At 55.7% G+C, this 12976-nt stretch carries 14 protein-coding genes; 4 read left to right on the top strand and 10 right to left on the bottom strand.

What is annotated here, in order from left to right; genetic code table 11:
- Positions 1–48: 48 nt before the first annotated feature.
- Positions 49–834, bottom strand: a complete 786-nt coding sequence (gene bioH, locus J0A66_RS00170; RefSeq protein ID WP_206571749.1) for a pimeloyl-ACP methyl ester esterase BioH — start codon at positions 832–834, stop codon at positions 49–51.
- Positions 835–883: 49 nt separating this feature from the next.
- On the opposite strand from bioH, the gene J0A66_RS00165 reads away from it, so the two are divergent.
- A complete protein-coding gene (locus tag J0A66_RS00165; protein ID WP_206571748.1) occupies positions 884–1573 on the top strand; it encodes a ComF family protein in 690 nt (229 codons plus the stop codon).
- Here the strand turns inward: J0A66_RS00165 and J0A66_RS00160 are convergent.
- On the bottom strand, positions 1570–4134 hold the full coding sequence (locus J0A66_RS00160; protein ID WP_206571747.1) for a M14 metallopeptidase family protein: 2565 nt from the start codon (positions 4132–4134) through the stop codon (positions 1570–1572). The two genes, J0A66_RS00165 and J0A66_RS00160, sit on opposite strands and share 4 nt — an antisense overlap.
- A gap of 182 nt (positions 4135–4316) precedes the next feature.
- Here J0A66_RS00160 and nfuA point away from each other — a divergent pair, with 182 nt between their 5' ends.
- Complete coding sequence (gene nfuA, locus J0A66_RS00155) at positions 4317–4892, top strand: Fe-S biogenesis protein NfuA (RefSeq protein WP_206571746.1); 576 nt, start codon at positions 4317–4319, stop codon at positions 4890–4892.
- Between the two features lie 48 nt (positions 4893–4940).
- Here the strand turns inward: nfuA and J0A66_RS00150 are convergent, their stop codons facing one another.
- Entirely contained in the window at positions 4941–6206 is a 1266-nt protein-coding gene (locus tag J0A66_RS00150; RefSeq protein WP_206572304.1) for an MATE family efflux transporter, read from the bottom strand.
- A gap of 118 nt (positions 6207–6324) precedes the next feature.
- Here J0A66_RS00150 and J0A66_RS00145 point away from each other — a divergent pair, with 118 nt between their 5' ends.
- The gene (locus J0A66_RS00145) at positions 6325–7392 is read left to right on the top strand and encodes a polysaccharide deacetylase family protein (protein WP_206571745.1); all 1068 of its coding nucleotides are present in this window, start codon (positions 6325–6327) and stop codon (positions 7390–7392) included.
- A 10-nt stretch (positions 7393–7402) separates the two neighbouring features.
- Here the strand turns inward: J0A66_RS00145 and J0A66_RS00140 are convergent, their stop codons facing one another.
- From J0A66_RS00140 to J0A66_RS00120, 5 genes are read right to left on the bottom strand one after another with little or no spacing between them, the layout of a single operon-like run.
- Positions 7403–8029 (bottom strand): SCO family protein, encoded by a 627-nt coding sequence (locus tag J0A66_RS00140; RefSeq protein WP_206571744.1) that lies wholly within the window; start codon positions 8027–8029, stop codon positions 7403–7405.
- Entirely contained in the window at positions 8026–8937 is a 912-nt protein-coding gene (cyoE, locus tag J0A66_RS00135) for a heme o synthase (RefSeq protein ID WP_206571743.1), read from the bottom strand. Before cyoE ends, J0A66_RS00140 begins: the two co-directional genes overlap by 4 nt.
- 56 nt (positions 8938–8993) lie before the next feature.
- Positions 8994–9971, bottom strand: coding sequence for a COX15/CtaA family protein (locus tag J0A66_RS00130; RefSeq protein ID WP_206571742.1), 978 nt, complete (start codon positions 9969–9971; stop codon positions 8994–8996).
- Between the two features lie 13 nt (positions 9972–9984).
- Positions 9985–10536 (bottom strand): redox-active disulfide-containing membrane protein, encoded by a 552-nt coding sequence (locus J0A66_RS00125; RefSeq protein WP_206571741.1) that lies wholly within the window; start codon positions 10534–10536, stop codon positions 9985–9987.
- Positions 10533–11234 carry an SURF1 family protein gene (locus tag J0A66_RS00120; protein ID WP_206571740.1) on the bottom strand — a complete coding sequence of 234 codons (702 nt, stop codon included), beginning with the start codon at positions 11232–11234 and terminating at the stop codon, positions 10533–10535. The genes J0A66_RS00125 and J0A66_RS00120 overlap by 4 nt, the downstream gene beginning before the upstream one ends.
- Before the next feature lie 12 nt (positions 11235–11246).
- Here J0A66_RS00120 and J0A66_RS00115 point away from each other — a divergent pair, with 12 nt between their 5' ends.
- Positions 11247–11456: a DUF2909 domain-containing protein gene (locus tag J0A66_RS00115; protein ID WP_206571739.1), complete on the top strand. Its 210-nt coding sequence runs from the start codon at positions 11247–11249 to the stop codon at positions 11454–11456.
- 61 nt (positions 11457–11517) lie between these two features.
- Here the strand turns inward: J0A66_RS00115 and J0A66_RS00110 are convergent, their stop codons facing one another.
- Together J0A66_RS00110 and J0A66_RS00105 are read right to left on the bottom strand one after the other, a co-directional pair.
- A complete protein-coding gene (locus J0A66_RS00110; RefSeq protein WP_206571738.1) occupies positions 11518–12399 on the bottom strand; it encodes a cytochrome c oxidase subunit 3 in 882 nt (293 codons plus the stop codon).
- Between the two features lie 12 nt (positions 12400–12411).
- The gene (locus J0A66_RS00105) at positions 12412–12972 is read right to left on the bottom strand and encodes a cytochrome c oxidase assembly protein (protein WP_206571737.1); all 561 of its coding nucleotides are present in this window, start codon (positions 12970–12972) and stop codon (positions 12412–12414) included.
- Positions 12973–12976 lie beyond the last annotated feature (4 nt).

The following is a 12976-nucleotide window of genomic DNA, read 5'->3' as shown; positions in this document are numbered from 1 at the left end:
AACCAAGCGATGGGGAATTGAAAGCTTTTAGTTGCTGCCGGCCCCGTCCTATGGGGTCTGGCTTCCCTTCTCCATTTTAGCTAATGCTTCCCCAAGAGCGATGACGAATTCGCCGCTGTGTGAAATGAAAGGGGCATGGGACGCCGAAGGAAAAAGCATAGATGAGCTGGCAGGTTGTAATGCTTCGATTTGCTCCAGGGCCGCGGCGGGCACCAGACTGTCCTTGCCGCCGTAGATACGCAAAGTCGGGCAGGCGATGTGCCGGATTTGTTGGCGAAGATCAGTCAGCTCAAGAATATTCAACCCCTCGGCCAATGCCCGTGAAGCCGGCAACGGCCGCTGTGAAATCAGGCCTCTGAGCGCCAGAATATCCGCTTTGGCCCGGGCACTGCCCAGAGCCTGGATCGCCAGAAAGCGCTCGATGGTTTTGGCTATGTCCGAATGCAATTGACTGGCAAATGCCCTGAGCACCTCCGGTTTGATTCCCGGCCAGTCCTGTGCGGCAACGAATCTCGGGCTGCTGGTTACACAGACCAGCCCCCGCACCATCTGTGGATAGCTGAGCGCCAGTTGTTGCGCTATGAGTCCGCCAAGGGACCAACCCAATATCAGCGTCGGTCGCTCAATTTGCCCGGCAACCAAGCGGGTCAGACTGGGGAGATCGTACTGCTCAGGCAAGATGTCCCTATTGAGCCCAAAGCCGGGCAAATCCAGCAAGCTGACACGATATCTGTCTTTGAGACCATCAGCCAATTCATGCCAAACCGCGCTGTTCAGCCCCCAACCGTGCAATAACAGCAGTTCCGGCCCTGCTCCGATGGATTCTTTCTTCACGCTTAATCTGCTCTACCCTTAGATCTGGTCGCCTAGTTTACCCATTGGTATGCACAACACAATCCGACGCATTATTACCGCACTGACCCCGTCCCAGGCCTGCCTGCTCTGTCTCCAGGACACAGACAACCTGATTTGTGACGTCTGTGCCAAAGACATGCCAAGGCTGGACCTGCAGCAGTATCAGCAGAATCTGCTTAACTGGCCGAAAGTCGGTTCCGCACTTGGACCCGTTCCCTACCAAAGGTTGCTGGCCCTTGGCCTGTATGAATGGCCCCTCGACAACCTGTTGCTCGGGCTGAAGTTCGCCCAGAAACTGCTGGCTGCCCGTGCCCTGGCCGAGCTTTTTTATCATCATGCCTTGCCGGGAAGGGAAGATCCTCCGGACGCCATACTGCCTATGCCATTGCACGCTGAGCGTTACCGGCAACGAAAGTACAATCAGGCGGTGGAAATCGCACGCCATCTTGGCATTCTGGCCGGGATTCCCGTCGACACCCGTCTGTGTGTTAGAAACAAGGCAACGCAGCCCCAGACCCAATTGTCAGGGGCGCAGCGGCGTCGAAACATGCGGGGGGCGTTTACCGTCCAACACCCTGTCCCCTATGGGAAGGTGGCGGTGCTGGACGACGTGATCACCACCGGCGCCAGTGTCAACAGCCTCTGTGCGACGCTGCTGGACCAACGCCCGGATCTGCAGATAGAAATCTGGGTGCTGGCTGTCAGCTTGAGGAGTTAACCCTCCGCATCGATAAAATCAGCCAGGTAAAGGGCATTGCTGATAAACCGACTGGTGCCGTACCAATAGCCACGAAATGCCAGGGTATCGGTTACCCCTATCACTTTGCCTTTGCCCAGTCTATGCGCCACCAGATTGACCTTGCCACCGAGCAATTTCTGTAACTCTTCGCTGGCGTAGCCGGCCAGCAGTGGCTTGTCCTGATAGCGGGAAACAGTAATGAAAGGTTTGTCAGGGGCATACATGGCCAGTGTGCTGTTGCGCAGGAAAGCAATATCCGTCTCCTGGATACCGAACGCCAGCGGATGACTGACATCCAGCTCAGCGCCAAACACGGCGCCGGCGATACGTTGCTTGCCCTCCAGTACTTCCCGGTCGCCATAGCGCAGTCCGTCGGTAACGAACGCGCCCTTGATATCCTTGTCGGAAACGAAACTGGCCTTCAACCACTCTTGCTTGCCGGCCCATTTGGCTGCCCGTTTCTGTGCCAGCAGTACCCCTCCGTCTTTTATCCAGGCCTCAATATCCTTACTCAGGTCCTCTCCCAGGTCACTGTAGTTACCGTCAGCCAGGATAAGGTGGCTGTAATCCTCCAGCCCAACCTTTGCCAGCTTGTCCATGTCGACAATGGTCGCCGGCAGGCCCACGCGCTGATCCAGGTAGTGCCAGATCTCACCCACCTCATACTGGGATGTGCCTTCGCCTCCGACCAGCAAGACTTTGGGCAGTTCCACCAAATCCATACTGCGGCTGCCCAGATCGTTACCTTCCGGGGTTAACCCCGATTCCAATGTCCAGACCCTGATGCCTGCATCTTCTGCGGCGCGGGCCAGGGTGGCGGTCCAATCCTGTGGTTGTTTCAACGCGGACGGAATCACCATAGTGCCGGACTCGAAAGCCACCTTGCCCTGGGTAGTCAGCGCGGTAAAGGGGCTGGATGCAGCTTTGACCATGAATCCTGCTTCGAGCAGTTCCTGCAACAAACGCGGTGCATTGGAATCCTGCCAGGAGAAGGCGTAGGCATAGCCTTGCGGCTGGATATCAGACTGCCCCTGGCCGAGCACCGGCAGTTGCTCCATGAGTGGCAGCTTACGCCAGAATCCCCGTTCGACGGGTTGATAGTCGATGTTAAAGGCCAGCGGCAGATTCCAGTTGGACACGTCGTAGAAGGTATTGTCCTTGAAACTGGTGCGGGTGGAAAAAATCGATTTGATCAGTCGGTACTGAGGCTGTGCCAGTGGTACGAATACCGTCTGACTGGCAGCAAAGGTCCTGCCGTTTCGTTCCACATCCTTTTCCAGGCCCATCAGTTGGATCTGGTGTTGCTTCAGAATATCCAGCAAGGCCCGGAAGCGGCTACTGTCTCTGCCTTCACTGAGCAGATAACCGGACATTTCATCGGCTTTGGCGATTTTGGCGGTCTCATTGGCAAAACCACGCTGGTATTGCTTCAGGGTATCGGCATTGGCCAGCGCACCGGCAAAGGTCGACAGGGAGGTTGTCACCTGATTCTGGATAGTCGCGGGGAAGCTCAGCGGACCATGGATGGACTCCTGCAAATGGCCACGGCTGCTGGCCTGTTCAAACAATATGCCGATGCTGCCATGGGCATCGGGATAGGTTGAGCCTTTGCCATAGTAGAAGTCATCGAAGCCTTCCTGGGTAAAATAGAGCTGCTTGTTTCTATCCAGCGCCGCCGCATGAAATTCACCCAGGGCGTTGGTCAGCTCGACATTGGCGTACGGCGTCCAGGGATTCTTGCGTGAAGGAATACCGGGCTGGAAAAAGAATGTGCTGTCGGTGCCCATTTCATGGAAGTCCGTCAGCACATGGGGACGCCAGCGGTGGTACTGCGCGATTCTGGCCCGGGATTCCGGATGGGTCAGCAACAACCAGTCCCGGTTGAGATCGAACCAATAGTGATTGGTGCGCCCACTGGGCCAGGCTTCCCAATGCTCCCTGTGATTAGCGTCGGCGACCAGGTTTTCGCCCTTGTGCATATTTGCCCATTGTGCAAACCGTGACAGGCCATCGGGGTTGAGCGCGGGCTCGAGCAAAATCACTGCCTCACTGAGCAGTTTGTCAATCTCCGGCCCCTGGGCCGCCGCCAGATAATAAGCCACCAGCAAGCCCGCGTTGGCGCCGGAAGGCTCATTGCCGTGAACGCTGTATCCCATCCATAACATCAGGGGCGTATCCTGCGGGACAGTTTCGTGCAAAGACTTAAGATGGGCCTGACGCAGTGAATCCACCTTGTTCAGATTATCCGGTGAGCTGATGGTCAGTAACAGGATAGGCCGCTGCTCATGGGAGCGTCCCATTTCCTCTATTTCGATTCTGGGTGAGGCTTCTGCAAGGCGATAAAGATAGGAAACGATTTGGTCATGCCTGACATGCCAGGTACCCACCGGATAACCCAGCACGGCCTCCGGCCGGGGGATGGCGGGATCATAGGTGACATCCTGAGGCAGGTAGTCCAGATCACTGCTGACCTGGACCGCAAAGGCGCCTGTCGTCATTGCCAGTCCGGCAACCAGAAAGAGGGTTTTCCACAACTTCATTTTTCAGCCTTATGGTTTTTTTTGCACGCTAACAGGTTCGCCGGGGCAGTACCAGCCACTGCAGGGCGAAATCACCAGCACAGACGGTAAACTGACCCCGGGATGGATTCTTTAGTACCCGAGTGTTTTACTCAGGTAATTTTTGTTATCATATTTCTATCTGTGGCAGACAAGGCAATTCCATGATTCGTATTTCAGAACCGGCACAGGCCCATTTTCAAAAACTTCTGCAAAAACAGGATAATGAAACCCATATCCGGGTATTCGTGGTGAATCCTGGTACGCCCAGCGCAGAATGCGGCGTGTCATACTGTCCGGTGGATGCCATCGAAGCATCGGATCTGAGTATAGAGTTCGAAGGATTCAATGCCATTATCGACCAGGATAGTGCCCCTTTTCTGGAAGAGGCGGAGATCGATTTCGTTACCGACCAGATGGGCTCACAATTAACCCTGAAGGCCCCTAACGCCAAAGTGCGTAAGGTCGATGACGATGCCCCTTTGATTGAACGTATCAACTACATGATCGATGCCGAGATCAACCCTCAGCTTGCCAGTCACGGCGGCAAGGTAATGCTGGTGGAAATCACCCCTTCCGGCAAGGCGGTCCTGCAGTTTGGCGGTGGCTGTAATGGTTGCGCCATGGTGGATGTGACCCTCAAAGAAGGCATCGAAAAACAGATGCTGGCCCAATTCCCAGAACTGACCGGGGTGATGGACGCCACCGAACACCAGGCCGGTGAGCACTCCTATTATTAACACCGGTGGTTATGTTGTTCCCAAAGGTCCGCTTTGCTGAAGCGGGCCTTACCCCTCAAGGAGGGCTTGTTCTGACCAAAGCCGCCAATAGACCCAGCCCAGACTGACCCCCCTTGCCAGCAGAAAGGCCAGAAACGCCGACCACAATGCATGGTTACCCGAATCGCTCAGCCACCACCAAACCGGCAGGAAAACGCCAAGACTGCACAATAGCATACTGTTCCGCATTGCCCGGCCCCGGGTCAGACCGATAAATACCCCATCGAGGAGAAAGCACCAATGTCCGGCCAGTGGCAACCACCCTATATACTGAAGATACTCCCCTGCCAGCTGACGCAGGCTGGGTAGATCGGTCAGCAACGCCACGATCTGCCGGTCAAACAGGACAAACGCCAGGCTGTAGATCAACGCCAGCAAGCTGGACCAAAGCAGTCCGCGCCACACCCGCAGATGGAGCTGATAGCTGTCCTTGCGCCCTTTACTCTCGCCGACCAGGGCCTCCACAGCATAAGCAATACCGTCCAGCCCCAGGGCAATCATCACGAAGAATTGCATCAATATGGCATTCACCGCCACCACTTGTTCACCCAGCCTGGCGCCCTGAAAAACCATCCAGGCCAGGGTTAGCTGCAATGCCAGGTTGCGTAACAATATGTCGCCATTGAGCCTGAGGACGGCGGTGAAAAGACGGGCTGAAAACCAACGGGCACTGGGCTTCAGCCAGCCAATCCGGCGCAGAATCAGCAGGCTGCCTGTCAGGCAGATCCCCCATTCGGCCAGCACGGTAGCCATCGCCACCCCTTTTACACCCATCTCCAGACCCAGAGCCAGCCACAGGCTCAACAGGGCGTTGAGCAGATTGGCCGCCACCTGGATAGCTAACACGCTGCGGGCCATCTGCTGGCCAATCAGCCAGCCCATCAGCACCAGGTTGGCCAACGCTGCCGGTGCGCCCCAGATCCGGGTATGCAGATAGTCATAAATGACACCACGGACCTGCAGGTTGGCTTCGGCAAAATATTCCGCTGTCCATTGCAGTGGACCTTGCAGCAGGATAAGCAGCAAGCCGAGCAGGCCTGCCGGAGCCAGCAACTGGTAGAAAATCCTGGCGGCCTGCTCATTCTCACCGCTGCCCAGGGCCTGGGCGCTGAGACCGGTGGCCGACATGCGCAGAAAGCCACACAGCCAGTAAATCTGCGTAATCAGCATGCCCGCTACGGCAGTGCCAGCCAGATAATGACTGCCATCCAGGTGGCCGACGATCGCCGTGTCCACCATGGCCAGAATGGGATTGGTGATATTGCTCAGGATCATGGGCAAAGCCAGCGCCAGGATGCGCCGGTGCTCGCTTCGCTGGCACAATTGGTGAAAAAAATGTGCAGACAAGATAAGCTCTTGGATCTAAGGATTCTGCCAACATGGTCTAACGCTTATGTCAAAAAAACCAGCTTTGTTAAGCCTTTGTCTGCTGCTGTCAGGACTGACAGCCTGGGTACAGGCCGCCCCCCTGCCCTTCGATCACCATGGGGTTATTCTGCAGTATCACCATGTCAGCACCGACACACCCGCCGTCACCTCTTTGAGTCCCGAGCGCTTTGCCGAGCACATGCAATATATCGCCGATCATCATCAGGTGGTGCCGCTGCCGGAGTTGATAGAAAAAGTGAAAAGTGGCCAGGCATTGCCGGAAAAGGCCGTGGCCATTACCTTCGATGACGGTTTTGAGAATATCCTGCAAAACGCCCACCCCATTCTGAAAAAGCATGGTTTCAATTACACCATCTTTATCAATCCGGCCCTGATCGGCACTGAGGCGCATCAGCTTACCTGGGAGCAGGTGAAACAAATGCAAGAGGAAGGAGTCTGGTTTGCCAACCATACCAACCACCATCAGCATCTGTTGACCCGGGGTGATATGAACAAGGAGCAATGGCTGGCCCACCTGAAGACAGAAATTCAGACGGCCGAAGCCATGCTGGAAGACAAACTGGGCTATAGCCTCAAATACCTGGCGTATCCCTTTGGCGAATTCAACCGGGATTTGCAGCAACTGGTGAGAGAACTGGGTTATACCGGCTTCGGCCAGCAATCCGGCGCGGTGGCGCCCTACAGTGATATGACGGCCCTGCCCCGGTTCCCGGCGGCGGGCATCTATGCCAACCTCAACAGTCTGAAGGTCAAGCTTGCAAGCCTGGCCATGCCCAGCTTATACGAGCCGCTGGATCCTGAGCTGTCCAGAGACAGTCTCCAGCCCCAGTGGACGACCAAGATAGACACCAGCGATATCCGTCCCAAGCAACTGGCCTGCTACTTTCGCGGCGACCCGCTGGACATCATCTGGGAAACGCCGGATGTATTCAGCCTGACGCTGCCCCAGCCGCTGACCGCCGGTCGCGCCCGGGTCAACTGTACCGCGCCCAGTATCCGCGATCAGTCGCGCTACTACTGGCATTCCCAGCCGTTCTTTGTGCCTACTGCCGAGGGCAAATGGCTCGACTGAGCGCCTTTGATTAGCGGCCGATGATCACCGGCATATCCGCCAGTATCTGCTGCGGATTGACCACCGCCATCTGACCGGGTGCCAGGGTGGGTTTAAAGCGGCCCACGACCTGGGCCTGTGGATTGATAATCGTCAGCGAAGAACTGTGATCGACCAGATAATCCGGATTGTCGGTACTTTCAGACATGGCGTACATCATGCCCAGGCTACGCACGAAGGGGAACAGCTCTTTATGCTCTGCGGTGGCGGCGATAAAGGCCGGTTCAAAAAAATTCACATACTCCAGCAGTCGCTCCGTCGTGTCACGGTTGGGATCCACCGACAAGAACAGCACCTGGATATCCGGTGAGATCTGCTGTAACTGAGGGTAAATGCCCTTGAGTTCGGCCAGGGTAGTGGGGCAGATATCCGGGCAAAAAGTGTAGCCGGTGAAAGCCAGCGTCCATTTGCCCCTTAGGGCCTCCTTGCCAAAGGTCTCTCCGTGCTGATTGATCAGGGCGAAATCGGGAATTTCCCGTGGCTGGGGATACAGACTGGCATACTGTGGGCCCGAAGGCGGCGCAATATGGATGGAGAGGTACACCCCTGCCGCCAGAGCCAGAATCAGGGCTAGCCCAATCAGTATTTTCTGTTTCATAGGGTCAACTTAAAGTAATGGTCAACCAACAGGACCAGAAACAATAACATCAGATGCAGGATGGAAAACTTAAAGGTCTGCATGGCGGTGTTCTCCTGCGCCGCATATTTGAGTTTAAGGGCGTAGTAGAGAAAGCCTGCATTCAGCGCACAGGAACCCAGCAGGTAGATAATACCCGTCATACCCACAAGGTAGGGCAGCAGGCAAACCAGTGCCAGCAATACGGTATAGAGCAACACGGAGGTCTTGGTATATTCCACGCCGTGCGTTACCGGCAGCATGGGCACCTGGGCCCGGGCATAATCTTTTTCCCGATGGATGGCCAGGGCCCAGAAGTGCGGTGGCGTCCAGGTATAGATGATCAGAACCAGCAGCAACGCATAGGGGTGTATTTCGCCGGTCATGGCCGTCCAGCCAAGCAGCGGCGGCGCCGCCCCAGCCAGTCCGCCAATGACGATATTCTGCGGCGTCGCCCGTTTCAGGTACATGGTATAGACCATGGCATAGCCCACCAGACTGGCCAGCGTCAGTAATGCGGTCAGCCGGTTGACCCAGATTTCCAGGACCAGATAACCCAGCAAGGCCAGAACGAAGGCGAAGATCAGGGCACGTTTTGGACTGACCTTGCCTTTGGGCACGGGCCGGTTGAAGGTCCGGGCCATCTGAGCATCAATTCGCCTGTCCACCACATGGTTAATGACCGCCGCTGAAGAAGACAAGGCACCAATACCGAACAGGCCGGCAATCAGCGGTTGCCAGGCCAGCCAGCCAGGCGTGGACAGGCACATACCAACCAGAGCCGTCAGCAGGAGCAGCAACACCACATTGGGCTTGGTCATCTCATAATAGTCCCTCCAGCGTCCCTTAAGAACCGCCGGAACGGCTATGCTGTCAATTGCTTTGCTCATAACATCTCCTGGGCGAATTTGTCTTTCATACCTGTCTCTGCTGGCCTACTCACAACTCAGGTTTTCCGGAACAGGGTGTAATTGATCAGTACCATCATCAGCAACAGGCAGGCACCCACCGCATTGTGGGCCACAGCCACGCCTACCGGCAGACTGAAGACTACGTTACTGACACCCAGGGCAACCTGCAAGCCCAGTACCAGCACCAGCATAACGGACAGCGAACGAAACAGTTCCGATGAGGCCCCTTTGTACAGACGAATGGCCAGCCAGCACAAATAGACAAAGGTTATCAGCGCCCCCAGACGATGTGCGATGTGCATGGTCATGCGCTCGGCATAGTCATGGGTACCGAATTCATAATTTTGAGCATGTCCCACCGAAAAGGCGCCGGCAAAGTCCAATCTGTCCCACCAGTTGGCCTCACAGACTGGCAGTTCAGTGCAGGCCAGGGCGGCATAATTGGCGGACACCCAACCGCCCAGGGCGATCTGTGCCATCACAATGACCAGACCCAGCAGTGCATAACTGCCAAAACGCCGCAAATTGGCGTCGCCCCCTGGTATGCGGTATGGCGTCAGCCGCAGATACAGCAAAAACAGGCAACTAAGCACCGTAAAGCCACCCAACAGATGGCCCATCACCACCAGCGGCATCAGGTTCATGGTCACTGTCCACATGCCAAGCGCGGCCTGGAAACAAACCAGCAACAGCAGCACAAACGGCAGTTTAACCGGGCGGTGGTGGGAACGCCCTGTCAGGCTTTTTACAAAGATGGCCAGAATAACCAATCCCAGAGCACCGGCAAAATAGCGGTGAATCATCTCGTTCCAGGCTTTGTGCGCTTCGACGGGACGATGAGGAAACGCCTGCTCGGCCTGTTCGATATGCTGCTGCTCTTTTGGAACAGTCAGAAACCCATAACAGCCGGGCCAGTCCGGGCATCCCAGCCCAGCATCGGTCAGGCGCGTATAGGCTCCCAGAATCACCACCACGAAAGCCAGCGCCAAGGCTGCCAGGACCAGTTTTCTCATTGTTATTGTTCCCTTATCCGATCCGCGACAACTTCAGCAGCTTACGCAGGTCGGCCAGAATATCCCGGCTATGCAGGACAGCCTGTTGTTGTTCTTGTTGTAACGGATATTTGAGGATCACGTTATTCATGGTATCCACAAGAAAAATACCATCAGTCGGGACATCTTTAAACACCTGCTTAACAACCTGCTGACTACTGGTTAACAGGCGGATGTTGGGAAACTGCTGCAGGTGCTCTGCAGGCCTGTCGTCACTCACTTCGGTGGCAATGACCACAGGCTCGGCCCTGTCCTGTTCCCGCCCCAGCGCCATCCATACCTGATTGATACTGATAAGGGCATTTTCACAGGCCTTGTCACAGTCTTCAGGCAGGATATACAACAAACGCCAACGCTGTGTCCCATCCAGTACCGACAGGTCCAGTGGCGGGTTCAGCAGTTGGCCTTTATTGGTGGAGGCCTTGTTGAACCAGTCCTGCTCCAGTGCCAGCTTGGCCAGCAGGACCGGAACCAGAAAGGCCAGGGCCACCAGCAAGATGGTCTTTTTGTGTGAGCCTGCGCTCATAAAGAGGTCCTCCATTTTCTTCTAACTGCCAGAATAAATACCCCCAGGCACGCCAGGGCCAGGCCAAACCACTGCACCGCATAGCCGAGGTGTTTCTCGGCGGGCATCACCACCGGCTTCCAGTTGTTTTCGAGTCCGAATGGCTGTGTGTCTGCCACCTGCAGCATAAAGGGCAACAGCCTGGTGTCCAAGGCAGTTTGCAGGTAATCCAGATCCGGCTGCTGGACCCGTCTTGGCCAGCCGGCTTCATTCGTTTCCCTCACCATGGGGTTGAGCTGTGGCACAACCACTACCCCCTCCAACGTCACCATACCCCAGGGGAGATCGGTCTGAGGAAGCAGATCACGGTAGGGAGGGGCCTGCAGCCAGCCGAAATTGACTAACAGGTTGCCTTCGTTGGTTTCCAGTACTGCCAGCACCTCATACCCCACCCGGCCTGACAGTATGCGATTGTCCCAGAGTAATAGTCTCTGGGAGTCGAGTTTCCCTGTCACCTGCACGGGGAAGTCACGAATATCGCCAGACTGACCGATGACTTCGGTCAGGGTGAGGCTTTTTTGCTGTTGCCGCTCGGCCAGCAGGGCGCTACGCTGGCGTTTCTGTTCTGCCCGTTCCAGTTGCCAGACGCCCAGGCCAGTCATCAGAATGACGGCGGCAAGGGTAACCAGTGTGGCGAGGGGCGGCAGGGATCTCAACATGGGAGACAACCATTGCTGGTTAAACTACTTGTCATCGGCCTGTTGGTATTTATGGTATTCAATCTCTATCGAGCCATGCGAGTCATGCTCAGGGGCGATGCCGAAGGGCAGTCCATGACCAAATTTATTGGCAGGCGGGTGCTGACTTCTGCGGTGATTATTCTGATTCTGATTATCGCCGTGGCACTGGGATGGATTCAACCTAATCCCCGGCCTTACTAAGTCGCGGCGAATAAAAGGGCGGCCGGTGGCCGCCTCCTGCTAACGGGACTGAAAGGTCCGACTAGAGTATATACACAAAGATAAACAGCATTACCCAGACCACATCCACGAAATGCCAGTACCAACTGGCTGCCTGGAAGGCAAACTGATTGTCCTTGCTAAAGTGCCCCTTGATCACCCGGAAGAACATGATGATCAACAACAGGGTGCCCAGAGTCACGTGCAGGCCGTGAAAGCCCGTGAGCATAAAGAAAGTATTGCCGTAGATGCCGGATGTCAGCATCAGTCCCATCTCTCGATAGGCGTGTACATATTCTTCCACCTGCAGAATCAGGAAGCAGACGCCCAGCAATATGGTTACCCCCAGCATCAGGGTCAGTTGCTTGCGTTTTCCTTCCTCCAGGCCGACATGAGCAAAATGGGCGGTAACGGAGGAAATCATCAGAATCACCGTGTTAATCAGCGGCAGGCCATACCAGCCCATGGCTTCGGTGGTGGTGCCGCCGGGCGTTTGCACCAGCGGCCAGATGGCTTCAAAACCGGGCCACAGGACTTCGTTGGTCATGGCGTTGTTACCGGCGCCACCCAGCCAGGGTACGGCGATCATGCGCGCATAGAACAGTGCACCGAAAAATGCCCCGAAGAACATCACTTCTGAGAAGATAAACCAGCTCATACCCTGGCGGTAAGAGCGTCCCAGTTGTGCACTGTGCATGCCGGTCATGGATTCTTCGATCTGATCGCGAAACCAGCCAATCAACATAATCAGCAGGACCAGGATCCCGGTCAGAAGAATCCAACCGCCGTAGCCGTCCTTACCCTTGGTGGCTTCCACCACAAAGTTGCCGGCGCCGACGGCAATCAGGAACAGCGCTACAGCGCCCACAAAGGGCCAGGGACTCGAGGCCGGCACATAATACTTTTCATAAGATTGCTCTGACATGTCGCTCTCCATTTAGCCGCGGTTCATTGCCACAGTCGATGAGGTTCCTGTCACGTCATACAAGGTATAGGACAGGGTGAAAACTTCGATATCCTCTGGAATCTGAGGATCCACATAAAACTGCATGGGCATCAGTACGTCCTGACCCGCCTGCAGTGGCTGCTGGTTAAAGCAGAAACATTCTGTCTTGTTCAGATACAGTGCCGCCGTCCCCGGAGAGACCGAGGGAATCGCTTGCCCCACAATATCCCTGGTGGTGGGGTTTCTGGCGTAGAACTGCACTGTTTTCAACTCACCCGGGTGAACCGCTATGCGCTTCGTCCTGGCTTCAAACTCCCAGGGCATACCGGTATTGGTCCGGGTGATAAACTCCACCATGATGGTGCGACTGGTGTCGACATCCTGAACATCGTAGGTAGCGGCATAGGGGTTGGTTTTGCCGTTAATCCCGGTAATGTCACAGAACACGTCATACAATGGCACCAGGGCAAAACCGAATCCGAACATGCCCAGCACGACGGCCATCAGTTTGATGACCAGCCTGCTGTTGTTATTTGGGCGCTGCTCGGACATCGGT

This window comes from Bowmanella dokdonensis, assembly GCF_017254865.1.
Lineage (GTDB): Bacteria > Pseudomonadota > Gammaproteobacteria > Enterobacterales > Alteromonadaceae > Bowmanella > Bowmanella dokdonensis.
This window is presented reverse-complemented; position numbering and strand designations above follow the sequence as displayed.

What these genes read in the sequence shown, in the direction of transcription:
- J0A66_RS00165 (WP_206571748.1), top strand. Translation starts at nt 884, where the DNA reads ATGCACAACACAATCCGACGCATTATTACCGCACTGACCCCGTCCCAG.
- J0A66_RS00160 (WP_206571747.1), bottom strand. Translation starts at nt 4,134, where the DNA reads ATGAAGTTGTGGAAAACCCTCTTTCTGGTTGCCGGACTGGCAATGACG.
- nfuA (WP_206571746.1), top strand. Translation starts at nt 4,317, where the DNA reads ATGATTCGTATTTCAGAACCGGCACAGGCCCATTTTCAAAAACTTCTG.
- J0A66_RS00150 (WP_206572304.1), bottom strand. Translation starts at nt 6,206, where the DNA reads ATGATCCTGAGCAATATCACCAATCCCATTCTGGCCATGGTGGACACG.
- J0A66_RS00145 (WP_206571745.1), top strand. Translation starts at nt 6,325, where the DNA reads ATGTCAAAAAAACCAGCTTTGTTAAGCCTTTGTCTGCTGCTGTCAGGA.
- J0A66_RS00140 (WP_206571744.1), bottom strand. Translation starts at nt 8,029, where the DNA reads ATGAAACAGAAAATACTGATTGGGCTAGCCCTGATTCTGGCTCTGGCG.
- cyoE (WP_206571743.1), bottom strand. Translation starts at nt 8,937, where the DNA reads ATGAGCAAAGCAATTGACAGCATAGCCGTTCCGGCGGTTCTTAAGGGA.
- J0A66_RS00130 (WP_206571742.1), bottom strand. Translation starts at nt 9,971, where the DNA reads ATGAGAAAACTGGTCCTGGCAGCCTTGGCGCTGGCTTTCGTGGTGGTG.
- J0A66_RS00125 (WP_206571741.1), bottom strand. Translation starts at nt 10,536, where the DNA reads ATGAGCGCAGGCTCACACAAAAAGACCATCTTGCTGGTGGCCCTGGCC.
- J0A66_RS00120 (WP_206571740.1), bottom strand. Translation starts at nt 11,234, where the DNA reads ATGTTGAGATCCCTGCCGCCCCTCGCCACACTGGTTACCCTTGCCGCC.
- J0A66_RS00110 (WP_206571738.1), bottom strand. Translation starts at nt 12,399, where the DNA reads ATGTCAGAGCAATCTTATGAAAAGTATTATGTGCCGGCCTCGAGTCCC.
- J0A66_RS00105 (WP_206571737.1), bottom strand. Translation starts at nt 12,972, where the DNA reads ATGTCCGAGCAGCGCCCAAATAACAACAGCAGGCTGGTCATCAAACTG.